This is a genomic window from Halobacteriovorax sp. HFRX-2_2 (assembly GCF_043196705.1).
In the GTDB taxonomy this organism is placed as follows: Bacteria; Bdellovibrionota; Bacteriovoracia; order Bacteriovoracales; family Bacteriovoracaceae; genus Halobacteriovorax_A.
The window spans coordinates 526,773-551,195 of record NZ_JBEBMT010000002.1; the positions used below are offsets into that span (position 1 = coordinate 526,773).

At 37.4% G+C, this 24,423-nt stretch carries 21 protein-coding genes; 15 read left to right on the plus strand and 6 right to left on the minus strand.

Annotated elements, in window-relative coordinates; all coding sequences use genetic code 11:
• The first annotated feature begins 38 nt into the window (after nt 1-38).
• Nucleotides 39-1,565: a C1 family peptidase gene (locus ABMA79_RS07755; protein ID WP_393091542.1), complete on the plus strand. Its 1,527-nt coding sequence runs from the start codon at nt 39-41 to the stop codon at nt 1,563-1,565.
• Nucleotides 1,566-1,723: 158 nt separating this feature from the next.
• On the plus strand, nt 1,724-2,050 hold the full coding sequence (locus tag ABMA79_RS07760; RefSeq protein ID WP_393091545.1) for a hypothetical protein: 327 nt from the start codon (nt 1,724-1,726) through the stop codon (nt 2,048-2,050).
• On the opposite strand, the gene ABMA79_RS07765 is transcribed toward ABMA79_RS07760, so the two are convergent.
• Entirely contained in the window at nt 2,051-2,854 is an 804-nt protein-coding gene (locus ABMA79_RS07765) for a TIGR02147 family protein (protein ID WP_393091548.1), read from the minus strand.
• Nucleotides 2,855-3,017: 163 nt separating this feature from the next.
• Here ABMA79_RS07765 and ABMA79_RS07770 point away from each other — a divergent pair, with 163 nt between their 5' ends.
• From ABMA79_RS07770 to ABMA79_RS07780, 3 genes are all read left to right on the plus strand, one after another.
• A complete protein-coding gene (locus ABMA79_RS07770; RefSeq protein WP_393091551.1) occupies nt 3,018-4,325 on the plus strand; it encodes a hypothetical protein in 1,308 nt (435 codons plus the stop codon).
• A gap of 93 nt (nt 4,326-4,418) precedes the next feature.
• Nucleotides 4,419-4,817: a hypothetical protein gene (locus tag ABMA79_RS07775; protein ID WP_392859136.1), complete on the plus strand. Its 399-nt coding sequence runs from the start codon at nt 4,419-4,421 to the stop codon at nt 4,815-4,817.
• 14 nt (nt 4,818-4,831) lie between these two features.
• Nucleotides 4,832-5,359, plus strand: coding sequence for an NUDIX hydrolase (locus ABMA79_RS07780; RefSeq protein ID WP_393091554.1), 528 nt, complete (start codon nt 4,832-4,834; stop codon nt 5,357-5,359).
• Nucleotides 5,360-5,362: 3 nt separating this feature from the next.
• Here the strand turns inward: ABMA79_RS07780 and ABMA79_RS07785 are convergent, their stop codons facing one another.
• The gene (locus ABMA79_RS07785; protein ID WP_392859142.1) at nt 5,363-5,800 is read right to left on the minus strand and encodes a hypothetical protein; all 438 of its coding nucleotides are present in this window, start codon (nt 5,798-5,800) and stop codon (nt 5,363-5,365) included.
• Nucleotides 5,801-5,951: 151 nt separating this feature from the next.
• Nucleotides 5,952-7,787, minus strand: coding sequence for a hypothetical protein (locus ABMA79_RS07790; protein WP_393091557.1), 1,836 nt, complete (start codon nt 7,785-7,787; stop codon nt 5,952-5,954).
• A gap of 76 nt (nt 7,788-7,863) precedes the next feature.
• Here ABMA79_RS07790 and ABMA79_RS07795 point away from each other — a divergent pair, with 76 nt between their 5' ends.
• The 5 genes from ABMA79_RS07795 to ABMA79_RS07815 all read left to right on the plus strand — a co-directional run bounded on the left by ABMA79_RS07795 (nt 7,864) and on the right by ABMA79_RS07815 (nt 14,356).
• Nucleotides 7,864-8,355: a hypothetical protein gene (locus tag ABMA79_RS07795; RefSeq protein ID WP_393091560.1), complete on the plus strand. Its 492-nt coding sequence runs from the start codon at nt 7,864-7,866 to the stop codon at nt 8,353-8,355.
• A gap of 74 nt (nt 8,356-8,429) precedes the next feature.
• The gene (locus tag ABMA79_RS07800; RefSeq protein ID WP_392859153.1) at nt 8,430-9,407 is read left to right on the plus strand and encodes an SAM-dependent methyltransferase; all 978 of its coding nucleotides are present in this window, start codon (nt 8,430-8,432) and stop codon (nt 9,405-9,407) included.
• Between the two features lie 259 nt (nt 9,408-9,666).
• Nucleotides 9,667-10,059 (plus strand): MarR family winged helix-turn-helix transcriptional regulator, encoded by a 393-nt coding sequence (locus tag ABMA79_RS07805; protein ID WP_393091562.1) that lies wholly within the window; start codon nt 9,667-9,669, stop codon nt 10,057-10,059.
• The gene (locus ABMA79_RS07810; RefSeq protein ID WP_393091565.1) at nt 10,056-11,285 is read left to right on the plus strand and encodes a TolC family protein; all 1,230 of its coding nucleotides are present in this window, start codon (nt 10,056-10,058) and stop codon (nt 11,283-11,285) included. The genes ABMA79_RS07805 and ABMA79_RS07810 overlap by 4 nt, the downstream gene beginning before the upstream one ends.
• An 11-nt stretch (nt 11,286-11,296) precedes the next feature.
• The gene (locus tag ABMA79_RS07815) at nt 11,297-14,356 is read left to right on the plus strand and encodes an efflux RND transporter permease subunit (RefSeq protein ID WP_393091568.1); all 3,060 of its coding nucleotides are present in this window, start codon (nt 11,297-11,299) and stop codon (nt 14,354-14,356) included.
• Nucleotides 14,357-14,400: 44 nt separating this feature from the next.
• Here ABMA79_RS07815 and ABMA79_RS07820 read toward each other — a convergent pair whose 3' ends face one another.
• Nucleotides 14,401-15,741, minus strand: coding sequence for an HD domain-containing protein (locus ABMA79_RS07820; protein WP_393091571.1), 1,341 nt, complete (start codon nt 15,739-15,741; stop codon nt 14,401-14,403).
• An 80-nt stretch (nt 15,742-15,821) separates the two neighbouring features.
• On the opposite strand from ABMA79_RS07820, the gene ABMA79_RS07825 reads away from it, so the two are divergent.
• Both ABMA79_RS07825 and ABMA79_RS07830 read left to right on the plus strand, forming a co-directional pair.
• Nucleotides 15,822-17,180: an HD domain-containing phosphohydrolase gene (locus ABMA79_RS07825; RefSeq protein WP_393091574.1), complete on the plus strand. Its 1,359-nt coding sequence runs from the start codon at nt 15,822-15,824 to the stop codon at nt 17,178-17,180.
• Between the two features lie 2 nt (nt 17,181-17,182).
• Nucleotides 17,183-18,079 (plus strand): M14 family metallocarboxypeptidase, encoded by an 897-nt coding sequence (locus ABMA79_RS07830; RefSeq protein WP_393091576.1) that lies wholly within the window; start codon nt 17,183-17,185, stop codon nt 18,077-18,079.
• Here the strand turns inward: ABMA79_RS07830 and ABMA79_RS07835 are convergent.
• Both ABMA79_RS07835 and thpR read right to left on the minus strand, forming a co-directional pair.
• A complete protein-coding gene (locus ABMA79_RS07835) occupies nt 18,062-18,574 on the minus strand; it encodes a M48 family metallopeptidase (protein ID WP_392859166.1) in 513 nt (170 codons plus the stop codon). The two genes, ABMA79_RS07830 and ABMA79_RS07835, sit on opposite strands and share 18 nt — an antisense overlap.
• Before the next feature lie 15 nt (nt 18,575-18,589).
• Nucleotides 18,590-19,114 carry an RNA 2',3'-cyclic phosphodiesterase gene (gene thpR, locus ABMA79_RS07840; RefSeq protein ID WP_393091579.1) on the minus strand — a complete coding sequence of 175 codons (525 nt, stop codon included), beginning with the start codon at nt 19,112-19,114 and terminating at the stop codon, nt 18,590-18,592.
• A gap of 204 nt (nt 19,115-19,318) precedes the next feature.
• Here thpR and ABMA79_RS07845 point away from each other — a divergent pair, with 204 nt between their 5' ends.
• From ABMA79_RS07845 to ABMA79_RS07855, 3 genes are all read left to right on the plus strand, one after another.
• The gene (locus ABMA79_RS07845) at nt 19,319-22,126 is read left to right on the plus strand and encodes a G8 domain-containing protein (protein WP_393091582.1); all 2,808 of its coding nucleotides are present in this window, start codon (nt 19,319-19,321) and stop codon (nt 22,124-22,126) included.
• Nucleotides 22,127-22,128: 2 nt separating this feature from the next.
• Nucleotides 22,129-22,698, plus strand: a complete 570-nt coding sequence (locus ABMA79_RS07850; protein WP_393091585.1) for a hypothetical protein — start codon at nt 22,129-22,131, stop codon at nt 22,696-22,698.
• A 97-nt stretch (nt 22,699-22,795) separates the two neighbouring features.
• A partial coding sequence (locus ABMA79_RS07855) for an HAD-IC family P-type ATPase (RefSeq protein ID WP_393091588.1) occupies nt 22,796-24,423 on the plus strand: 1,628 nt, incomplete at its 3' end.

Genomic DNA, 24,423 nt, shown 5'->3' on the forward strand with positions numbered 1-24,423 from the left:
ATTTCGCAATAGCGAGTGAGTCTGCGATTCCGACGTCAATGGATTTAAGTAGTATTCAGTCCTCAGTTAAAAATCAAGGAAACCGAGGGGCGTGTACATTCTTTAGTGCTACCTCCTTATTAGAAAGTGAAATCATCAAACAGCAAAATATTGAGATAAATATCTCAGAACAATTTTTGATTTATGCTACCAAGAACTATGCTCGTTATGGAGAATTTGAAGAAGGCTCTAGTGTCATTAGAAATCTTTATGCAGCAAAAAAGTATGGGATCACTTTTGAGCAGGATCTACCTTATCAACAAAGCTGGTTCTCACCGGGCATGCCATGCTCGGAAGACGCCTCTGTTAGATCATCTGGTTATGAATGCTACCACCATAATAGCAGTGCCGATAAAAATAGAATTATCTCATTAGGGAATAATTTAGAAATCACTGATCTAGACGATTATGAAAATCAAAGATCTGATCTAATTATTTCATACCTCGCTAAAAATAAACGGCCAGTATCTGTTAATATCGTAATTAATGATGACATAATGCTTAGTTCGAAAAATGGAGAGATCAAATATAATACAAGACTAAGAGATGAATGCAATATTTCTAATCAGTGTTTTGCTCACTCCATCGTCATAACAGGTTATAACCTAAAAGATAAAACTTTTAAGTTTAAAAATAGCTATGGAAAAAGCTGGGGAAGTAATGGATATGGAACAATTACCTTTGAGTATATTAATAAACTCTATGGGGCCCCTGAAATTATGGCCGTCGAGCTAAAGAAAAAATTGAAGCTTATTATGCCGAAAGTGCCAGCAGCTACATCTCCTAAGGTATCACTGAAGTCAGATATTGATTTTGATGGTAGTGACATAAATATAAAAATCAATGGAAGGGCAGAGTACTTACCAAAAACACAGTTTAAAATTCAGTTTGCAATTGTAAGAATTGATGAAGCCGGTGAGCCAAAAATCATCACACTTGATGAAAGGTTTGCTACGTTGTTTCACTATGCAACAACTGATGATTCTGGAAATCTAGATTTAGATGAAATTAAAGAAGTAAGTTTTAAAAACGTAAGACATAAACTCAAAAAGCTAAAAGAAGAGCTCTACCTATTCACTCTAGTTAATAAAGTAAGTGATAAAGAAGATGAAAATATTGACTATACCTTTAATAAGCTCACTTTTCCCGCTTATGTGGAAACATTCAAAGACTGTTCTGAAGCATCAAAAACAGGTCCTAATCCTGACAAGCAAAAATGTTTTGATAAATTTAAGGGCAGCTACACGCTCCAAGAGTGTCTATCTCATGCAACGCTTTTTGATATTATCTATATGGATAAGGTTGCTAGTTGTTTTAAAGAGCTTAAGGGGCAATCTAACTTCTCTCAATGTAGCAGTCTCATTAGATCGATTCCTAAGAGCATGGACAAGTACACTCAACTTGAAAATTGCAAAGACATTTATGAGGGCGAATACACCGTATACGAGTGTAAGAGTGCTGCAAGATTAATGTCTGATGGCTACTATAGGGATCAACAGCTAACGAAATGTGAGCTAGGGTTTTAAAAATGATCTATCATAAGTCACTGTAATTATATTGTTTTAAAAGGTTTTTCATAGCTGAACTTAAGAAAGGCTGATTTTTTTAATTAATTTAATCTATCGGTGCGTCATCTGTTGGTCTATAACTCCTTCAACAAAACAAAAAGAAAAGGAGAATACAAATGAAAAAGACAATGATGATTTTACTTAGTAGCTTAATTCTTTCACTAAACACTTTTGCTTCTACAGAGGTTGAAAACTCAAGACTTGTTAAAATCGTTACTCAACTTGAGACGTTTATTGGTGAAGATAATGAGCTTATGGCCGATTCTCAGATTAAATTAATCTTCGAAGAGAGTTTAAATAATTTAGATGATTCGAAAGTTATTCTTTCAAATATCCTCGAACTTGATGAGAGATTTGAAGTAACAATGGATGATGAATTCGCCAATAAGTTAGCGATTTTTTCAGCACTACTTCATGAAGTGATGCTAGCGACTAGACCTTAACTAAACTTTAAAGAGATCCATCGTGTAACAGAAGACATCCTCTTGGGTTGTCTTCTTTACTACCTCACGTATCTCTTCAATGGCCTTTACCATGATACCATTTACCTTTGGCAGATCTTCCTTAGAAAGAGTGATAACAGAGGAATAGTGAAGCTCATCTTCAGTTGCTCGGTCCATACTTTCCATCGCACGCAGACGCCAATTTGAGTGATGTCTTGCAATCATTGGAGAGTTCTTTCCAAGGTGAAAACTTTTTGATGTAAGCTTTATTTTATCACCGTCATTAGTAATAAGCCCCGCATCCAAAAGGAAGTCGATAACCTTTGCCACAGTCTCTGTGGAAATTGAAAAAGTTGCAGCGATCACTTCTCTGTCATACTGCTTTGTGATTGAGAGGTAGGCGTGGATCGCAAGATAATGCCAGCTTGAGTAGTATTCGTATTGCTGCTCTTTTGTTAGCTCTTTCTTATCAGTTAGGCGTTTACTGAGGTCTTTTGAGTCTTTGACAAGTTCATCTATCTTGACCTTGTAATAGTCACTTAATCTCTTATTTCCAGCGCGCTGATAATTAACTAGCGTTAAATAGAACTCCGTCTGCTTATTTGATAGAGACAGGAAATCTGCTGTGAGCAATGCCTGCTCAAGACTAAAGTGAGCATCTTTGTTTAGGACTTGTGAGATATAGGCCGTTTGGCAGGCCAGTTTTTCAGCAAGTCTCGACCTTGTCCCGCGCACCCGTTTTCCAAGCTCTTCAAGAGCATCAATAGTGAAATCTTTGTAATTTTGATAACTGAAAATATCCATAAGTTCTCGTTATTATTGGCTTGTATTCTCTTCTTCGTAGTATTAGTTAATACTTTAGCATATTTTTAGTTAGCTTTGGCATCGTTGTGTATTTATTAAATACAGGGCCTATAAATTAAACACTTTGCCCTTTGCTAAATTGCTTTTGGTCTATATTGAAACCATGAAGACACAAAAACTTATTTCACTAATTGGACTATGCTTATGCTTGAATCACCAGGCCTTTGGTGTAGAAAGTTTGGATATTAAGCATAAAGTTCAAGTGGATTTATCAAAGTATAAGACACTTCTTGATATTAAGAAGTTTAATCTTCATAAGGAAAAGCCTCAGCAACTAGATTTAAATTCATTTTTAAAAAAGAGTGTGCAGGACAATTCAGATGAGGGTGGCTTTGAGAGTTCTGGTGGAGGAACGATTGTTAAAACAGGAGTCGGTGCACCTATCTTATTAGACTTTGCTGTTTATGATCAAAACTTTGTTGATGAATTTAATTATTCTCAAGGTTCATCAGTTGTCTTGAAAAAACATGCCAGTGTTCTTGGTTATGAGAAATTCACTTTTGACCGTATTAAAGAAATGGAAATATATCCACTTTTAGAAGAGAGAATCGAGAAGTGGCAAGAGAGTAGTCCTTTGATTACTCATGGGATTAAGTCCGCCCTAAAGGGAGCTGATTGGAGATTTACTCCACATCGAGTTAGAAGCTTTTATGAGGGAGAGATTTTTCAAGGTGCAGTTTTTTATTCTGGAGATAAAGGCGCTTGGATTTCTACGCCTGTTTGGAATAGTGTCGGTGACTTTTCAAAAATAGGGCTTCTTATTCATGAAGCTTTAAGACATATGAGTATTAGCTATGGTGATAAGTTAAGTGAAGAAGTAATCCATGATATCACTTACCGAATTACCCTTACTGAACCTATCGAGGGTGAAACCCTTGACTCTAGGGCCTATTATCATAAAGACTCAATTACGGCGCTACACTATAAGAGTAAGGATAAGCTTGCTCAAAGCAAAGAAAGACTAAGAAATCTTATTCTAGATGAGAGATTAACTAACGATCCTGAGCTCCTTTCTATTATTCAAAATAGCATCGATAATATTGACAACTCTAAAGTTCTAATGGAGAACGTAACGGCCCTTGATAAACTTTATGAAGTGACATTTGAAGATAAGAAGGCAAATCTCTTACTTGATCTCTCTAGTGGCATTCACGAAGTCATTACTAGTCAACTTCGTGTAAAAGCTTCAAGGCCTGCCTTAGAGTTAACGGATGCTATTCGATCAATGAACTCAATTATCAGTCTAGAAACAATAAGTGAGAGCTTAATAATTGATTATATTGAAAGTGGTAAGATTCCTTATGAGTTCTATCAAGTGAAGGAGCGCCTTCAATTTTTAAATGAAATTCAGAAACTAAAACAGCGACATAAGAAGCTACTTGAGAGAGGTGCCTTAATTGAAGCTTATTAGTTCTAGAGATAATAAGTAATAATTTGATTTTATAGTTTTTGCGATATACCCTAGGGGGGTATGTGTAATATCATGCTACCCATAGGAGAAATTATGAAATTATTTATAGCTTTAATATTATCTTTAAACGTTTTTTGCCATGAGTTAGAATATCAAAATTACCTAAGTCTTCAGAAGTCATTAGTTGAGGGTGATTTAAATAAGGCCTTAAAGTCTTGGAAAACGATGTGTACGAAAGAACTAGGTCACTATGCTAAAGATTATAAATACGGTGACTGTGATAAGAATATAAAAAGTGTCAGCGCTTTAAGAGATTCATTTAAACTTCTTTCTGAAATTTATATCAAGAATGGTAAGTCACTTGAAAATAGCGATCTTAAAATCGTTAAATGTCCAATGGCAAAGGCCCGTTGGATTCAAAAAGGATCTTCTGTTAAGAATCCATATTACGGAAAGAAAATGCTTACTTGTGGTGAAGTGGTCCAAAATTAGGAAGTTCTAGATTAATGAGAATGATAAAGAGTACTATTCATCCAGATATTGGATCGAGGGAATCGATTGAAGAAAAGAGTGTCTTCAAACGTCTTGCTACAAGGGCCATTGCTCTTAATGGTGAGATGATTCTCATGCTCTATACTGAAAGGTATGATGACTATAGTCTTCCTGGAGGGGGTCTTGATAGCGGTGAAGATATCAAGGCCGGGATGATTCGTGAGCTAAAAGAAGAAACTGGCGCTCAAAATATTCGAGAGGTCAAAGAGTTTGGTATCTATGAAGAATTTAGGCCATGGTATAAACCAGACTTCGATATCCAGCATATGATTTCATACTGTTTTACTTGTTTTGTGGATTACGACTTAGGCCAAACGCAGCTAGAACATTATGAAGTGAATAATGGTATGAAACCAAAGTGGATAAATATCCACGATGCAATTGCTCACAATGAACAGACCATTGCCTCAAGTGGGAAGAAAGGCATGTCCATTGAACGTGAGACTTATCTTTTAAAGCTTATACGTGAAGAGTTCTTATAAGTACTAAAGATTAATACAATCGTAAGTATCAAAAGTCTTTGACTCAATATCGTAAAGGTATAGCGCTTCAGAATACTTCTTTGTGTAAGCAGCGTATAGTCCACCTGATTGTGGATTTCCACAGTAGTAGCGCGTGTCATGTTCAAGTCGATAAAGAGCAGTAGAAGCTGAACTATATTTTTCAACGTCTTTTTGTGCTTTTAGGTAGGCACTTTGAACTTCATCGTAGAACGGAAGTTCTGGTGTGAATTCAACACATCTGTATTCTTTGAGATTCCTCAAGTCAGTGTTATCAATATAGTAGTAAAGTTTAGAATCTTGTTTGAAATAGATCTTAATGTGAGACTCGTGTTTCCCGCAGTAAAGGGCACCATCTCTTGGGCGGGCCGTGGCAGTGAAAGAGACAGCTAGTAGTAATAGAATGATATTTAATAATTTCATAAAATTGCCTTTGAATAATCTTTTTTAAATATATATACCAAATTGATTAGGTTTAGTTAGAGAGTGTATTTTTGACAATATTTGAACAGAAAGGCGTATGGAAAATATCCAGGAACCTCATTAGAAGCTCCTGGAATTATTAGATTGTATGTTAGTTTTTTTCAATCGAAGAAGTCTTAGCGTAGTTAATCGCTGTCGTAAGCAGAAGACCTACAAAGAATAAGACGCTTAGGCTTGTTTGGAAATTAAAGTCTTTAACTCCAGCAATCTCCATTCCGCCAATTGCAAGGATACCAAAAAGAAGAGCAAATAGAGCGTCTCCCGTGATTAGACCTGCGGCCGTTAGGATTCCTCGGTGAGTGATCTTTGTCACTGACTTTGTCCCAGCTAGTCTTGCAAGAGAACCTAGAAGAATTCCCGTTCCGATATATGAAGGAAGATAGATTCCAACTGCAAAAGCAAGAGAGCTTAGGATTACACCCTTACGCTTTCCGATGATCTCAACAATAACTGCAAGAAGTCCAAGACCTGTTCCTGCAAGAACTGGCATCATTGGAATATCACTTTGAATAAATAGTGACTTTAGTACAGTTGCAAAGAAAGCTGCCTGTGGTGCTGGTAGGGCTTCGCTTCCAAGAGTTCCTGTTTCATGAGCTACGTAAATTGCTAGAGGAACAGAGATTGCACCACCTAGAAGACCTACGATTTGTCCCACAAAAGAGCTTGAAACCTTTAGGCCATTAAATTGCATTGTCTTATAATCTTGTGATGAGTCGTTAGATGCACAAATGGCAACACAAGCTGCAACAATAATTGGAACTAGAAAGTAAACACCTTGGATACCTTCAAGACCAATTGCAAGTCCTACTAAACTTAGAACAAGCATTCCCATAAAAACGGTTCCACTTACAGGTGAAGCAGATGATCCAACTTGAAGTGATAAAAGTGCACCTAGGCCACTTAGGAAAAAGATAAGCAGTAGGGCAACGATTCCAAGTGCAACAAGTCCTACAAGTGTTGCTCCTGAATACATCATCATGGCTACTAGTAAGAATGCACCAAAGCCAATTGAGGCCAGAAGTTGTTTTCTTACGCTTGCTGGAATTTCTAATTGGTCAGCATCAAAGTCTGCTTCTTTATTAGCTAGAGCGTTGCGAGTTTTTCTACCTTCAATAATATAAGCAATTAGTGAGTAAACTACGGCAACAACCATGGCAGCACCACCAACCCAACGAAAAGTTGTCCCTGGCATATTTTGGGCCGCTGACATTCCCTTAACGACTGCGTTCAGAAGTCCTCCGAAGAAGATTAGGATTGCCGTCGGAACAGTAAGAAGGGCTCCAATACCAAAGTAAAGTGGGTTAATTGGAAGAGGAAGTTTAGTTTCAACTCCACTTAGAGTGAACTTAAGATCATAGATACTTGCTTTTAAAACTTTTATTTGGCTTAGAAAGGCCATCACAAATCCAAATGCTAGACCTGGAATAAGTGAGAATTTTAAAGGTGGACGGGCCTGAGGATTTTCTGCAGCTGTTTGGATAAGGCGGTCACAAGCGACGGCCTCTGGAGCTGGAAGTTTTGGATCTGTTAAGAACCTCTGTGTTGCAAGGCCCACAAAGCCCCAACCTAGGAAACATCCGGCAGCGGAAGCTAGGACGAGTGATAGAATATCGACTGGAGGAACTGGTTGTCCTAATTCTGCAGCTAGGATTTGAACGATTGGCGCAACGAAGGCGACACCGGCCGTTACTGCGACTCCTGCTGAACCTGTTACTTGGGCCATGGCAAGAAAGCCTTTCATGTCGCTTTTAAAGAAGCTCCCCATTGCGACCCAGCCAAATAAGACGACAAGAGGGCTGATTCCTGGGGTAATTCCTGCTTTTAGTGCTGAAAAAACAAATGCTGAACCGAGCACAAAGGAGATGACGAAGCCGAAGGCTATCCCAGCTTTTTTTGATTTTAACGATGGTTCAATAGCATGACTCATTTACTTCCTCCAATTATTATTTAGTTATAATTATAGAATCTCTTTACTGCTTAGATTTAGCAAGTATTATGTATGTATGACGAAAATTGATAAAGAAAAGCTTACAGAAGAAATGAATTCTAAGAATCGTGAATGGCTAATTGAGTCTGATGGTGTTTCAGCGCTCTTTATTCATAATCTTGAGAATTTTGCCTATCGCTACCTTGAAACCTCGACAGATAAAGGGATTAAGTGTGTTGTTGATGGGGATGTATTTCGAGTGCAATCTTGTGAGCCGTCAATTTTGGAGGCCCTAAAATGGGATAATCCAGAACTTAAAAAATCTCTCATTGAGCTATGTAAGAAGTATCCTGGAAAGGCTTCTCAAGGGCTTAGGATTAATCTGTGCATTGAAACAAAGATGCTAGGGGAGCATAAGAATGAATGCTCTGCCTTTATTAAGTGCCAACTTCCAAGTGGTGAGAGCACAACTCTCTTTGAAAAGACGACGTCGATGAGCTTTGATGACCCGATTGAGCTTAGAAATAAGCATGCGGCCCTTCTAGAAGACGTTTCAGTAATTTTTTAAAAACGGTGCCATGCTCTTTTTGTTGTGCATGTGCGAAACCAAAGGTGCATGGCACCTGAGATATAAGGATGGCCATGAGTCAGCAACAATATATTTTTGTATGTACAAATCCAGGAAATGAAATTCTTTTAAAAGAAGAGATTAAGATATTTTATCCGGAATTGGTTTTAAGTTTTTCTAAGAAAGGCTTTGTCACATTTAAGAATACGGGTGTTGCATATGACTTGAAAACAATCTCGCAACTCCAACTTACATTTGCAACACGTAGTGGGATCTTCTATGGAAAATCGACTCCTGAAAATATTGTAAATGATGTTAAGGCATCAGGGCTTGATAGTGAAAACTTCATGATTCACAGTTTTACAATTGGGTGTGAGAGCGAATTTGATGCTCAAGAGGCCTTTGGACGTGAGGTAAATGGCTATAGTGCTGAAGGTAAGACTGTTATTGATTTAATTGCCCTAGGCCCAAATGAAATTTGGTTTGGTGCTCATAGTGTGGCCAATGGATGTACTCGCTATCCTAACTCAGTGGTTGAAGTAAATGTGGCCGAAAATGCACCTTCTAAAGGTTATTTAAAACTTGCTCAAATCATAAAGCTATACGCAATCAAATTATATAAAGGGGATTTGTGGCTAGACTTTGGTTGTGCTCCAGGTGGTGCATCACAACTTCTTCTTGATGAAGGTTGCAAGGTTGTGGGAATAGATCCTGCAAAATTAGACCCAGAGGTCGCTAATCACAAAAACTTCACACATATGAAAAGATCAGTGCAGGACCTTTCTCATGAAGATCTACCTGAGGAAGTACGCTGGATTCATGCGGATATTAATATTAATCCTAAACAGTCTATTAAAGAAGTCCTAAGACTAGCAAAGAAGTATAACCGAACATTAAAAGGAATTATCTTTACTGTTCCAGTTGTAAAGATGGAGTATATCGAAAACCTCGAATCATTTGAGGATCAATTCTACGATTGGGGATTTCATAATATCATTAGTCGACAAGTTCCTTCCCACAAAAAGGAGTACGTTATTATAGCAACAAGATAGCTATAAATAGGTACTCATATGCCAAAGAAGTTAGTCCCAAGGTCAGTGTTAAAAATTGTGTCGATGCACAAGTAGCCGCAATTATTGGTGGCATGGTTCTTTAGTTAACTAGGTTAAATAAGCTAAAATCTTTCTAATGAATTATATTTGAAATCTTAAGATATCTTTGTAAAATACTTAACAAAGTTAAATATTAACAAGGTTACGCATTATTAAAGATTCATTATCTCGTAAATTTATCGAAGTCATCCCATCATCCATGAGCATTATTAGATCTTATATTAAAAGTGCAAGTGAGTCAGAGCTTAGCTTTCCAAAATATCGAATCCTTGCAAGGGTTGATAATGGCACATGTTCAGTAAGTGACCTAGCTGAAATCATGTGTGTATCTTGTGCTGCCATTTCAAAATTAGTGGATACCTTGGTCAATGATAAATATATATATCGAGAGACTTGTAAAACAGATCGAAGAATCACGAATCTAAAAATTACATCAAAAGGCAAAAAGAAGTTTGAAAAAGTCAGAAGTGCTGCCAGCTGTCGCTTTTTAGAAAACCTAGATGAAATTGATTCATCTGAGGTTAAAAGAGTATCAGATGCACTACTGGTAATTGAAAGTTTTGTTAAAAATATACAGGAGACTAATTCTTGAAGTTTTATAAAATTGGATTATTGTTTTTTACACTTGTTCCTTGCTTAAGTAGCGCTTCAGTTGAGGATCTTTATTTAAAATCTTTAAAAAAGTCAAAACAAGTTGAAGTATTTGATCTTACAGAGAAGAAGACTATTTCAGACCTTGCAACTGTAGAGTCAACGCTTTATCCGTCAGTTGATATTGTAAATACTAACACCTATAGTGAAGAGTATCGCAATGTTACAACTCGTAATAATGAAGTTGATTCAGAAGTTTTCCTTTCTCTAAATCAGAAACTATTTCAAGGTGGAGCTGAGTTTGCTCTGTATGACTATAATAAAATTGTACCAAAGCAAGCTAAAGCTCTTACTAATAGAAGTCTTGCAGAGTACTACTCTCAATTCACATCGCTTTTCTTTCAAATGTCTTCCGCTATTGAAGAAAAAGAAAGAGTCGATGCGTTATTAGAGAACCTAAGAAAGAGGGTTAGTATTGTTAGAGGTAGAACAAAAATTGGACGAGATCGCAAGGCCGATTTATTTGCTCTAGAGTCCCAATTACACCGCCTCGAAGCAGGACTTGTACAAAGTAAGGCACAGGTAAAGACTTCGATGACTGACCTTATGAATTTTTCTGGACTCGACAATATTGCTGAAGTGAAAGATAGTGTCGATCCATTAAAGCTAACGCTTTCATTAAATGTCGACCTTGAGAACACACCTGAACTAAAAAGTTTGAAGTATGATTATGAAGCTTCTATTGCAGAAGCAAAGATCGAAAAGGCCGCATATTATCCCCAGGTTGATCTTAGGGCCAATTACAATATTGATAAGAACGAGATTGGAGAGCGTGATTGGGGTGTAAGTCTCAATGTTTCCTTAAATTTATTAGATTTTGGTGAAAGAAAATCTCGAGTTGTAAGTAAGAGAATCGCTTCACAAATCAACAAGGCCCAAATTGATTTCAGTAGACGTAATACGAAAAATCGTTGGAATGCATTTGTTCAAAATTTTGAATATAAGAAAAATGAGTTAAAAACACTTAGAAAAGCATTGCTTCGAAGTCGTGCTTCGTATCAAGAGCAGTTGAAAGATCTAAATAAAGGCCTTGTTACACAGATTGAAGTTATTAGGTCACTAGATGATGTCATCGATCTTGAGAAGCTAGCGATTAGATCGTCTCTTGAAGTTAAGTCTTTATATTATCAAGCGAATGCTTACTTAGGTAATATCCCTAAAATTTAAGAAGGTTATATATGAGTTTATCATCATTATCGATAAGAAATCCTGTATTTGCATGGATGTTAATGTTCTCTCTCATTCTCTTTGGAATCTTAGGATTTAGAGAATTGGGAATTAATGAAAACCCAGATGTTGATTACCCATCAATTTCAATCGCCTACCAATATGAAGGGGCAACCCCAGAAGTTGTGGAAAAAGACGTATTAGAGCCGGCCGAGTCTATTCTTGTTTCAATGCAAGGGATTAAAGATATGACATCTACTGCTGGACGTGGGCAAGGGCGAATTGATTTAGAGTTTACACTTGATAAAGATATTGATTTCGCACTTCAGGAAGTTCAAACTCTTCTAGGACGTGCTCAAAGACAGCTTCCTGACGATGTCGAAACTCCAACAGTTACAAAATCCAACGCAGCTGATGATCCAATTCTCTATTTAGCTCTTGTTTCAGATACTTTAACTGAAAGAGAACTAAATATTTTGTTTAAAGATGGTGTTATTGATCAGCTGACCACAATCGAAGGTGTCTCTGAAGTTCGTGCTTTTGGTGCGAGAGAGCCTATGATGAGAATTGATGTTATTGCTGATAAGCTAGAAGCGTTTCAATTAACTCTCTCTGATATTGTTCTTACACTCCAACGAGAAAGTGTTGAGCTACCTGCTGGTAAGTTTGAGACGGTTTCTAATGAGAAGAGTTTAAGGGTTTTGGGTGAAGGACGAACAGTTGAAGACTTCAAGAATATGATTATCAATCGACGTGGTGGCCAAGCTAATTACGTACCGATAAGACTTTCTGAAGTTGCAAATATTTACGCTGGTGTTGAAAATCGTACACGTATCTCACGTGTTAATCAAAAGCCATCGCTATCGATGCCAATTTACAAACAAAGAGGTGTTAATGCAGTTGATGTTGCGGATAGAGTTAAAGCGAGAGTTGAAGAGATTTCTAAGAACTTGCCTGAGGGGACAAATCTTTCTGTAAACTTCGATAGAACTTCTTTTATTAGGTTATCAATTGATGAACTTCTTCAAAACCTTGTTCTATCAGTAATCTTAACTTCTTTAGTATGTTGGCTGTTTTTGAACTCAATGTCGGCAACAATAAATATTCTTCTGGCCATTCCTACTGCCATTATTGGAACGTTTTCTTTTATGTACTTAATGGGATTCTCATTAAATACATTCTCTCTTCTTGGACTAACCTTAGCAATCGGTATTGTTGTTGATGATGCTATTGTTATGTTGGAAAATATTGTTCGCTACGCCAAGAAAGGACATGATAAGGTACAGGCAGCTTTTAAAGGAAGTCGTGAGATTGCATTTGCTGTTCTTGCCACGACTGCTGTTCTTGTTGCAATCTTTGCACCTATTACACTAATGCCTGGAATCGAAGGAAGGTTCTTTAAAGAGTTTGCTTTAACAATCTGTATTGCTGTATCTCTATCTTCTCTAGAGGCCCTGACTCTAGCACCAATGAGATGTTCACAATTCTTAAATGTTGCTTCAAAAGGAATCTTTGTTCACGTTTGGGTTGATAGGGCGGTAGAGTTTGGGAATAAAGTTTACATGGGAATTCTTAAGTTCGCACTAGGTCATAGAATTAAAGTTCTTCTTGTATCGACAGCACTGATTCTTGTCGCTTTCTTATCTCTTAATCATATCGATAAGGAATTTGCACCTGAGTCTGATCGTAGCTTCATGTTTGTAATTTTCATCGCTCCAGATGGAAAGAGCTTAGATTACACAAATGAGAAAGTTAAAGAGTATGAAGCAATCGTCTCTAAAAATGAAAATATTCAAAGAATGATTGTTGCAGTTGGAGGTGGACGAGGTGCTACTTCTGGAAACCGTGGTTTTGGTGTTTTAATTCTTAAAGACCGCGATCACAGAAAGCTCACTCAATTTGAAGTTGCAGCCCAGTTGAGAAAAGAATTATCTGTTGTTAAAGGTCTAAAGATTATTATTAGAGATCGTATGGGATCTGCCATTGGTGGCCGAAGAGGAAGTCCGATTGAGTTTACAATTACGGGGCCAGATGCCGCTATTCAAGCACAATTATATGAACAACTAGAAAAGGGGATGAAAGAATCTGATCTAATGGTTGGAATTCGTTCCGATGATATCGGACAGCTTCCTGAAGTTCACATTATTCCTGATCGAATTAAAGCACAACAACGTGGTGTTGAAGTTAATACTATTGCAACTGCTCTTAATGTTGGAGTTGCTGGTTCGGCCGCAACAAAGTATACGGAGCGTGGTAGACGTTACGATGTATTTGTTCAATTAGCAGAGGAAGATCGTACACGCGAGAATATCTCGTCACTACTTCTTCAAAATAATCGCGGAGAATTTGTAACTCTAAATGATGTTGTAAAGATCGAAGATGCATTTGGGCCACAGTCTATTTACCGTGAAAATAGGGCAAGAGGGATTCGAGTTGATGCCAATTTAAAAACTGGTGTTGCTCAAAGTAGGGCGATTGATTATATCAAAGAACTTGGTGCGAAAGTATTACCAAAGGGTTACTACTTAAAGTTTTCAAAAGATCTAAATGAATCACTCTTTAGTGTTTTAATGATCATGGTTTTAGGACTTGTTATTGCTTATATGGTTCTGGCCAGTCAGTTTAATTCTTTTTCAGATCCACTAACTGTCTTTCTGGCAATACCATTTGGGTTAGCCGGTTCATTCATCGCACTATGGTTGTCAGGAAGTACTCTGAATATCTACTCGATGATTGGTATCTTACTCACAATGGGGATTGTTAAGAAAACTTCTATTCTTATCGTTGAATTTTCAAATCAACTAAGAGATGAAGGTAAAGAGTTAAAGAATGCAATCTTAGAGGCATGTGAAACACGCTTTAGGCCTATCATTATGACTACTTTTACAACTCTTGCATCTGCTGTACCTGCAGCGGTAATTGTAGGAGCTGGTTCAGAAACAAGAAGGCCAATGGCCTTAGTTATTATAGGAGGGGTTTTTCTCTCAACTATTTTTACACTAGTTGTTGTTCCTTGTTTCTATTCTTTGATAGCAAGGCCTAGAAGAAAAATTTTAGAAGAACTTGATTAAGAGATGCCACAGGATCGCAGTAACGATCCTGTGGTGTATTATGCTTACTTTAGGTCTTTTAAGACATTAATAATCTTTTGATAACTCTTGCTTGTGTACTGACCATTTAAAAAGGTAATGAGTTGTTCACTTGAAAAATTTTGCCCCTTATCCTTTGTTTCGAAGAAAAAGTTTACAAAAGACTCAGAGATCATCATGACTTTTGAGAGAGGGGAGATATCATCACCTGGATCCATGGCAAAGCCTTCTCCGTTTCGAGTACCGTGGTGTTGTAAAATTATTTGATCGACACCATTAGGGAGTTTCGTAAGCTTTGCAACTTGCTCCGCAGCTAGCTTGGCATGCATGAGAATATAGTTGAGATTCTTCTCACTAACATCGAGTTTATAGGCAAGGTCTTCAACTTCAAAAGCATCTGGATGTTCTTCATAGACAGGTGCCAGAAAGATGTCATGAAAGAAGAAGGCGCATGCCAGTTTTTCTTCTTGTGCAGAGTTACCCCAAGAAACTTGTTTTAGGATAAACTGACTTACATATGTAGCTAAAATAGAATGGGTGTATAAGTACGAAGATTTATTAGCAAGAAGATAGGCCAAGAGTTTCTCGAGCTCGCTAGATTCTTCAATAACTTCTTTGATGATTTTTACACAAGTAAGACTTACTTTTGTAACTTCTTCTAGATTAGCTTGATCACTCAATAAAACCGAGGCGAGTGATTCTAAAGAAACTTCAACAGCCTTTAATTTTTCTTCAGGTGTTGCAGTCTTTTTTAGGTGTAAAATTAACTCCATGGTTAAGTGATTGATACATTGGAGTCTTTTTTCAGGCTTAACGTAGACCTGATCATCCTCTGATTGAATATCTTTATCACTTATTTTTTCATCTTTTGAAAATGTTAATTCATATTCGTCGTTCTTGCGTAGATAAATATCACTATAGGCTTGGTCTGTGAGCTTTAGAAGTTCGATTGGGAGTGGATAAAATTCTCCTACATCTAAGGCAACCATATCCTTGGCCGTAACACTCATAAGTTTTGCGGCAGCTCTGACAATGGATTTAATATCGTATCTGTTCGGAATATAGACTACGGATGGAGGAATTGTAGAAGCCGAGTCCTTATCCACTTGATTGTTAAACATAATGATATTGGACTTTAACTTAACAGAGGGGATCATTTCTAAGATTTCATCAGAAATTTGAGGGAATTTATCGAGGTAGTTTGCACTGACGATGAGGTCAATATAATTCTTTCTTGCAAGGAGATTTTGAATCTCATTTTTGTTTTTTGCAACGACTACTTTCAAACCAACGTATGCACTTAAGTTTGCAGCATATACTGAACTTAAGATATTTTCATCTGAAATAATCAAAACTCTAGATCGCATATAATTCCCATCGTATTTATTCACATGTATTATATACTATTATTTAATTTAATTAAGCTAAAGTTGTTAGGAGAGCAGAAATGATAAGAGCATTGTATATTACTGATGAAGATATCAATAAAGACAATTATCTAAGAAGTAATCTGCCTAAGGATGTAGAACTAGTAAAGGTTAACTCTAAAGAAGAGGCTATTGATCAAGTATTAAGTAAAGGGCCTTTTCAAATTGGCCTAATTGATGTTGAAAATAAGAATATTTCAGCAATGGACTTAATGACGACTTACAGTGAACTTGTTGATGATATGGACTTTGTTTTCTTTGGAAATTCGTCTTTATATGCTGGCAATATCGAATCTCAATTAGATGATGAACTGATGCATCTTGCTCATCATCTTGAGTATCCATTTAATGAGGAAGCGCTAGAAAATATCTTTATGGATATTATTCTCAAATATAAGAGGATTGAAGAGAATGCTGCCGTTATTGAGATTGATGAGTCAGAGTTTGCTCCTTTAAAACTTCGAAGCCTATACTTATTTAAATCAATACCTGCTGATGCATATATTAAATTTACTTCACATAAATTTATGAAAGTAATTAAAAAGAATGCAGTCATCACAGAGGCCTTGATTCAAAGCTTTGTTAAAAGAAAAGTAAAATTTGTATACCTTTATAAAAGTGATCAATTACAAATCTTGGAAGACGCTATTACTGAGATGTATATAACTTTGGATAAACATAAGGACACAAAGGTCTTACTTGAAAATTTAATAAGATCTGTTGGAATTATCCATTCGTATTTAAGATGGATTGGTACTGGAGATGCTGTCTTATCTCTTGTTGATAAGGTGATTGAAAAATGTGAACTGGTCATTGAAAAAGAACCTGATCTATTGACACTATTAAGTAAATTCCCTTTCACTGCAGGAGATGTGGCAGAAAAGAGTCTTCTCACATCGCTATTTGGCTGTAGTATTCTTGAGTCCATAAACTATAAGGCAAGTGGGACAAGATCAAAAATCATTCTAAGTGCTATCCTATGTGACTCGACTTTAGAAAACGATGATTTATGTAAAATCAATTCAGTGAAGGATCCAAACCTAAGAATGTTCTCCGAAGAGGAACAAGAAGAGTTTAAGATTCATCCTGTTAGAGAAGGGGAGCTCGCGAGCCTTTTTACAAAGTATCCTGAAGTTGACTTCATTCTTCACCAGCATCATGAACAACCTGATGGTAGTGGCTTTCCTGTAGGGTTACGAGGGAAAAAGATAACTTTAATCTCTGCCATTTTTATCCTTTCCAATGACTTTGCTTCTTATATAATACAAAGAGGCCTAAAGAGGTCGGTACTGAGAAAAGCTGCAGAAGTTTTAGAAGAAAAATATGCGTATGTACCATTTAAAGAGCCTTTTAAAATGTTAACTAAGAAATTGGCCTAAGAATGACAACTAAACTAATCCCCTGGGGCGAAAGCGAAAAAGAAAAGTGGTTCAAAGAACAAACGATCAAGAGATCATATCTTGAAGAAGTCGTTTCAAAGATCAAAAAGTTAGAAGAGCATTTTGAAATTTTACAATATGGCGCTCTTCCATATGATGAAGAAAAGTATCCACTTTTTATCATTAAAAGTAAGAACTCTTCACCAGATAAAAGAACGGTTCTGATTACTGGTGGTGTCCATGGTTATGAAACTAGTGGAGTTCACGGTGCCCTTGGTTTTCTAGAAAGAGAAGCTTTAAATTATATTGATTCATTTAACTTCATCGTTACTCCATGTATCAGCCCCTGGGGGTATGAGACCGTCAATCGTTGGAACCCAAAGACAGTTGATCCAAATCGCTCCTTCTATGTAAATGGGCCAGCACCAGAGTGTAACCTCGTTATGAAGGCCATTTCTGATTTAGGTGTTGAGATCTTTGCCCATTTTGATCTTCATGAGACGACAGATACTGACAATACTATTTTTAGGCCGGCCCTAGAGAAGAGGGATGGAATTCCTCAAGATGTTTGGGATATCCCTGATGGATTCTATCTTGTTGATGATAGTGATAATCCTACTCCTGAGTTTCAAAAGGCGATCATTGATTCAGTTCGCAAGGTCACACATATTGCTCCTGCTGATGAAAGTGGCAAGATTATAGGATCTGCTGTTGAACAAGAGGGGGTTATCAATTATGCCCTAAAGAAACTTCATCTCTGTGCATCTTTTTCCAATGCAAAGTTTTGTACAACGACTGAAGTCTATCCCGATAGTCCAAAGGTTACCGACGAGGATTGTGTAAATGCACAGGTCGCAGCTATTGTTGGTGGGCTTGATTATTTAATCTCTAGAATATAGAGTCATCCCCTGATCTAACAGAACAAGATAAAGGCGCAGGTCGAACTCAACTTGATGATAATTAGGCTGCATATACTCACAAAGTTTATAAAAGGCCTTGTTATGGTCCTTTTCCTTAAAGTGGGCCAGTTCGTGAACAACAAGCATTTCAAGCATCTCACGAGGAGCATTTTTTAGAGTGCGTGAGATTCTCATCTCGTGCTTCTTCTTTAGCTTACCACCATGATTTCGACTAATATAAGTGTGGGTTCCAAGAGCATCGTTAACGAGATCTTTTTGCTTTTCGTAGATGACCTTGCTCAATTGAGGGACATTACGCATGTACTTGTCCTTAAGCTCATTTGCATACTTGTAGAGTAATTTGTCAGAGTTGATTTCATGCGGATGTGGGTACTTATTTAAGAGGTATGACCTAAGATTACCACTGGCAATCAAATCCTGGATTTGCTGTTTCAAATGTTCCGGATAATGTCGAAAGTACTTTTCAATAGGCATACCCACTCCGATTAGTTAGAAAGTTTCTAATGGAAGGTATTCAACACCATTTTTGGTTGAATGACTATGAAATAAGATAAACTCTTTAGTTTCAATACTAAATTCAGGTATGTGAAGTGTTTGAATAAACTCTTCTACTTCATCCTCACTAATTCCTCGCTCCATTCTGCCCAAAGTGAGGTGAGGGGTGAATTTCATCTTATCCATTTTTAGTTCTAGGTCTTGGAGAACCTCTTCTACCTTAGCCTGTAGCTTCATTAGCTCTTCATTATTTTCGACACCCATCCATATGGGAGTACCGCGACGATGAGGATGAAAGTGGCCCAAGGCCTTGAAGCTCAATGGAAAAGATGAGAAGTTAATTGTATCAAGCTGCTCTTTGATTTGTTCTAATAATTCATCTGAAACCTCGCCAATGAATTTCAAGGTTAAGTGGAGATTTGCCGCAGGATAGCGGTGAAATTTAGCATGGACCATCTTCACATTCTTCAATTTTTCCTTTGCGTCCTTGGGTAAATCAATGGCGACAAAAACTCTCATGATTGATTTCCTATAAGCAAGATCCTACTTTTATTTGCACATATTTGTGTCTATCACTACATTCAAATATTGCTATCTTAGCATGATTAAGTATTCGGAATTATTCCATTTAGTTAAAGTTTCTTTAGAAAAGTTAAATTCGGATTTGATCCCGTTTAAAATACCAAAGGTCATATCATACTGGTTTTTTTATAAGGGAATTAAATGAAAGATTTATTTAGAACGTTCGTTGTTATTAGTTTTGGATTACTTACATTCAATCATGCTTATGCCGAAATTAAAGGTCATATTGATGCAGTTAAAGTCGTCAATAATAAACTAGTCGTAAGTGGGTGGGCCTGTGACCAGACAGTTAATCAATCCATTAATGTGCATATCTATGCTGGTGACTCTTTAAGTAATAAGAAGATTCTTTCAAATTTTAAAGCAAGCAATCCGAGTGAAGCAGCGGTTTCAAATGTTTGTCAAAATACTTTCACTAAACATCGTTTTGCTCATACCTTTAGCGACGATCAATGGAAAACCAATGCAGGAAAGCTTGTCTTTGGTTTTGGGATCTCTTTGACTGGTGGCCCAAATTTACAAATTGGAAAAAGTGGATACTTTCGAATTCCTGCCTATGTCTCCGATAGAAAGATTAGTGAGCTATTTACAACAAATGGCCAAAATTTAACGATTCCATCTGGGATCACTGCCACTCTCGATCGCAATATTAACGTAGGTTTATTGCAAGTTGATGGAGAGTTTAGGTGTCCTGATAATTCTTCAAGTTACCGAATCATCGCTAAAGCAATTTTAGTAAATGGTAAGTTTATTTGTGGGACGAGTGGTAAGAGATTTCAAGGGAAGCTTAGAATTGAACTTGCTGATGGCCTTGAATTAAATAATGGCAATCATTCAATGGGAAAGAGGGCCTTCGCAGTTCACGGTCAAGGGCAATTACATTTACATGGGGTTTATCGTAATAGTGGGATTATTAAGCTCGCTAATCATGCCAACCCAGGTAATACAACAATTACACTTTCAACTAATGTAAATTGGAAGAAAGATGATGAGATTGTTATTTCTTCAACTTCATTTGATATGAATGAAGCAGAGAGAGTTAAAATTGTTTCCGTTAATAATAATGTTGTCTCTCTTAATAGAGGACTTAATTATAAGCACTGGGGTGTTAATCGTACTTTAAGCCACAGTGGGAAAAGTTGGACGCTAGATAATAGAGCAACTGTTGCAAATCTAACTCGAAATATCGTGATTGCATCTCATGGCACTTCTCATGCGTCTTCATACCTTGGTGGACACGTCATGGTTATGGGAAGCGCTAAGGCATATGTTGATTCAGTTCAGTTTTCTAAGCTTGGACGAATGGGGGAGATGGCAAGATATCCATTCCATTGGCATATGGTAGGAAATGCAAGTGGACAGTATATTAAGAACTCATCTGTTACTGACAGTTATCAAAGATGTATTACCGTTCACGCAACAAATTACGTAAGTGTCATTGGAAATGTTTGTTATAACCACTTTGGTCATGGTTATTTCCTAGAAGATGGTAATGAAGTAAAGAATACTCTAAGTCACAATATTGGACTGGTTTCAAAGAAAGTTCCTGAATCGAGGGCATTACTAATTTCAGATGTAAGAGGGGTTTCGGGAAGATTTCCTAGCCCTTCGACTTATTGGATTTCAAACCCAGATAATACTGTTGCATATAATGTAGCCGCTGGGTCTGAAGGAACTGGTTTTTGGATGGCATTTGAAAAAAATAGAATTTGTTCTCCTGACGGACTTTGTTCAACACCAATAACGAATAATACCCTAAGGTATGACAACAATACGGCCCACTCAAGTAAGGTCGGTCATACATGGGATGGGGCACCAGATGGTGCTTTAAGAAATAATCCAAATAATCCTGAAGACAGGGAACTTATGAGTGCTCACTACGGGCCTTCTAATTACCCAGTGTTTAAAAATCTCGTTGCTTTTAAGAATACTGAAAGTGGGATTTACTTTAGAGGAAGGGCCGCTCAATTTGATAATGCTGTACTAGCAGATAATCGTTGGGCCATCTTTACAGCTTACTCGCAGCGTTTTACGAACTCGGCAATTGTTGGGCAAAGTGCAAATAATTCAAATAAAGATAAGGGAATTCTTGCTAGTGCACTTCCTAGTAACTCATTTGTCTCGGGAATCGTTGTCTATGATGGGCCTTTTGAATTAGATAACGTAACATTCTTTGATTATCCAAGTACACAACAAACTTATAGTAATAGGAATATCACTCCAATACCAATTACCAATATTGGGGGAGCTAATCGATTTGAAAATAAGGTTCGTGGCCTAAAGTTTGCCTCAACACCATGGAAGAGATTTTACTATGAAACGAATAATCAAAACTGGATTGATTCGGCCTATTCAATGTCGGTTAGAGACCTCGACGGTTCTTTAACTGGGGTTAGTGGTTCAGTAGTCGTTCCTTATAATAATTTTAATAATAGTGCTTGTAGTGCAAGAACTGATTGGAATGCGTATGTTTGTAATTATAATTTAGGTCTTTTCACTTTCCGCTCTGTTAAAGGAAGAAATGGTGTTGAAGATAATAATAAAATCTACTTCACTTTGAAAAGAGGAGCGCAGTCTAAGGTTCTAACATCGATTGCTTCAAGTAATTGGAATAATAAATTTAATACTATTGTTGGAACTAGTGATATCTATCAAGTTGATTTTGAATCAGTTCCTTCTCTCGATAAGCAATTTAAAATTAACTACCAAGCTGAAAGTAATCAGGCCACAAGTGCTGTTGTCCAAATCGTTGGTGGGAATAATTGTGATCTCCTAGGAGCAACGAAGTTACAAAGTTTAGCGGCCCTAAGAGGTTACAATGGAAATGGGTACTATGTATCTGGCAATTCTATTTATCTTAGAATGAAGGCGACAGTTAAGCACCCTTGGCATGCTAAAGCTCCTCTTAGTAACTCATATTATCGAACTATGGATATAACGTGTAGGTAGTGATGAAAATAATCGCAATCATATTGGCATTTTCCATTACGGGGTTTCTGTTTCTAGACTCGGAGGTTAAAGAGCTCGAAGAGTCTGTAACAGAAAGCACTAGTAAAGAGCTTGTCGAAAAAGAAGAGGCTCAAAGTTTTGAGTTAAGTTCAGATAGCAAGATAGAAGTTGTGGATATTGAGGAAAGAATAGATGAGCTTGAGTCAAGAATTTATGACTCAGAGAACTCTTCGGGAAAGGATGCTAATGATACTAGAATGATTATTTCAAGTATCAAAGAAAGTCATGGGCAAGAAATTGATACTTTAGACAAGTTATCAAATGCAGAAAGGGCATATATATCTTTGAAAAATATGGCACCGGAAGATTTCTATAAATTGTCTTATCAAGATAGAGATAAATTAATGTTGGAGTTTGGTGGTCGAGAAATTCTTAGTGAGTATTACTATAAGTATGAAGTCCTCGGTGAGAATTATAACTTACCATCTTTCGATGAAATAAGTCAGATGAAAAACCTTGCTCAATTAGAACTAGTTGATGAAGGGGATCCAACAATGATGATTAGCGAATAAAATACGTAAGAGAAGTTAATCTTTAGTCTTCTTAACTGGTTTTGTTGCTAGCGTTTTTAGTAGAATAAGCTCAACTCCAGTGACGGTGAAAGAGCTTATGCAAAGAAAGGTCTCATTTCGTAATTTAGCAGGCCTTGTCGGTCGAGCGACAGGACTAGGTGAGAAGGAAGTCACAAAGCAGCGCTCAAAATTTGGAACAAATGAAATTGTCGAACGAGTAGGCAGTCCGTGGCTTGAGCTTATTGTGGATACGCTGAAGGACCCTATGGTTTGGTTCCTTGTCAGCATCTCTGCAGTTTTCTATTTTATTGGGGAATTTAGCGAATCCCTTATTTTAATTCTAGCTACATTGCCACTAATCTTCATGGACGCTTTTCTTCACTTTCGAACGCAAGCATCAACTGCTGGGCTTAGAAGTCAGCTCTCTTCAAAAGTTACGCTCCTCAGGGAAGGCAAGGAGGTTATCGTTGATTCTCTTGATATTGTTCCGGGAGACCTCGTTGTGCTTTCAAGTAAGAATCTCTTCTTACCGGCCGATGGTTATTGGGAAGAAGTGGACTCGTTACAGGTTGATGAGTCAGTCTTAACAGGAGAGGCATTCCCCGTAAAAAAATCTTCGATTGAATTTGACCCCTTTGTCACGAGTGGAGAAGCCTTCGTAGAGACAAGTATTTTAGGCTTTGCTGGAACAAGGGTCTTAACAGGCAAGGGAGTCTTAAGGGTATTATCTACTGGCAAGAGTACTTCCTATGGTGAAATTGTTCAGTCTGTTGTTAAGATTTCTCACGAAAGAACACCTCTTCAGTCATCAATTTTAGAACTCACACGTTTATTGGTCTATGCTTCTGTCGTTCTATGTTTGGCCATCGCTGCAATCAGATTTTATCAAGGACATGGATGGCTCGACGCTCTCTTAAGTGCTGCAGTCCTTGCCGTTGCCGCTTTGCCTGAAGAGTTTCCTGTCGTGTTCTCATTCTTTTTAGGTGTTGGCGTTTACCGATTAGCAAAGCACCATGCTCTCGTTCGAAGGGCCGTATCCGTTGAAAATATCGGTCGTGTCACTCAAATCTGTACCGATAAGACCGGTACCATAACCATTGGTAAGCTTGAGTTGGCCCACTTTGTTACATCAGATAACTTTTCTCAAACTCAAATTTTGCTAATGGCCTTAGCGGCATCTAATGCTGAAGGCAGTGATCCGGTCGATATCGCTCTGATATGTGAAGCAAAACTTAGAGGGATCAATATCCCTAAGAGACTAAATGTTATTCCATTTACAGAAGATCGAAAGCGTGAGTCTGGGTTCTTTCTTTACGATAATGATTTAACTTGTGCCATTAAGGGCTCGCCTGAGGTTGTCTTGTCAAAGTCAGACCTTTCACAAAATGAGAAACTTAAGTGGATAAAAGAAGTTGAGGATCTAGCGAAGGGCGGCCATAAAGTGTTAGCTGTTGGCGCCATTCAGGTGTCGCAAAAAGATGTGGAATCTTGCTTAGAGCCAGAAGGCGGATTCACACTTTATGGAATCCTTGCATTTGAAGATCCAGCGCGACCAGAAGTGAAAGAAGCAATAAATTATTGTCAGGATAATGCAATTAAAGTGCTTATGATAACCGGTGATCACCCCGACACTGCAGGTGCAATTGCAAAAGATGTGGGATTGATTGATTCTAATCCTATTGTCGTTTCGGCCGAACTTGAACCAGAAAAGCTCGAAGATGAGTG

Excerpts from the sequence above, each read along its gene's own strand:
- ABMA79_RS07755 (WP_393091542.1), top strand. The coding sequence starts at position 39 with ATGGATTTAAGTAGTATTCAGTCCTCAGTTAAAAATCAAGGAAACCGA.
- ABMA79_RS07760 (WP_393091545.1), top strand. The coding sequence starts at position 1,724 with ATGAAAAAGACAATGATGATTTTACTTAGTAGCTTAATTCTTTCACTA.
- ABMA79_RS07765 (WP_393091548.1), bottom strand. The coding sequence starts at position 2,854 with ATGGATATTTTCAGTTATCAAAATTACAAAGATTTCACTATTGATGCT.
- ABMA79_RS07770 (WP_393091551.1), top strand. The coding sequence starts at position 3,018 with ATGAAGACACAAAAACTTATTTCACTAATTGGACTATGCTTATGCTTG.
- ABMA79_RS07775 (WP_392859136.1), top strand. The coding sequence starts at position 4,419 with ATGAAATTATTTATAGCTTTAATATTATCTTTAAACGTTTTTTGCCAT.
- ABMA79_RS07780 (WP_393091554.1), top strand. The coding sequence starts at position 4,832 with ATGAGAATGATAAAGAGTACTATTCATCCAGATATTGGATCGAGGGAA.
- ABMA79_RS07785 (WP_392859142.1), bottom strand. The coding sequence starts at position 5,800 with ATGAAATTATTAAATATCATTCTATTACTACTAGCTGTCTCTTTCACT.
- ABMA79_RS07790 (WP_393091557.1), bottom strand. The coding sequence starts at position 7,787 with ATGAGTCATGCTATTGAACCATCGTTAAAATCAAAAAAAGCTGGGATA.
- ABMA79_RS07795 (WP_393091560.1), top strand. The coding sequence starts at position 7,864 with ATGACGAAAATTGATAAAGAAAAGCTTACAGAAGAAATGAATTCTAAG.
- ABMA79_RS07800 (WP_392859153.1), top strand. The coding sequence starts at position 8,430 with ATGAGTCAGCAACAATATATTTTTGTATGTACAAATCCAGGAAATGAA.
- ABMA79_RS07805 (WP_393091562.1), top strand. The coding sequence starts at position 9,667 with ATGAGCATTATTAGATCTTATATTAAAAGTGCAAGTGAGTCAGAGCTT.
- ABMA79_RS07815 (WP_393091568.1), top strand. The coding sequence starts at position 11,297 with ATGAGTTTATCATCATTATCGATAAGAAATCCTGTATTTGCATGGATG.
- ABMA79_RS07820 (WP_393091571.1), bottom strand. The coding sequence starts at position 15,741 with ATGCGATCTAGAGTTTTGATTATTTCAGATGAAAATATCTTAAGTTCA.
- ABMA79_RS07825 (WP_393091574.1), top strand. The coding sequence starts at position 15,822 with ATGATAAGAGCATTGTATATTACTGATGAAGATATCAATAAAGACAAT.
- ABMA79_RS07830 (WP_393091576.1), top strand. The coding sequence starts at position 17,183 with ATGACAACTAAACTAATCCCCTGGGGCGAAAGCGAAAAAGAAAAGTGG.
- ABMA79_RS07835 (WP_392859166.1), bottom strand. The coding sequence starts at position 18,574 with ATGCCTATTGAAAAGTACTTTCGACATTATCCGGAACATTTGAAACAG.
- thpR (WP_393091579.1), bottom strand. The coding sequence starts at position 19,114 with ATGAGAGTTTTTGTCGCCATTGATTTACCCAAGGACGCAAAGGAAAAA.
- ABMA79_RS07845 (WP_393091582.1), top strand. The coding sequence starts at position 19,319 with ATGAAAGATTTATTTAGAACGTTCGTTGTTATTAGTTTTGGATTACTT.
- ABMA79_RS07850 (WP_393091585.1), top strand. The coding sequence starts at position 22,129 with ATGAAAATAATCGCAATCATATTGGCATTTTCCATTACGGGGTTTCTG.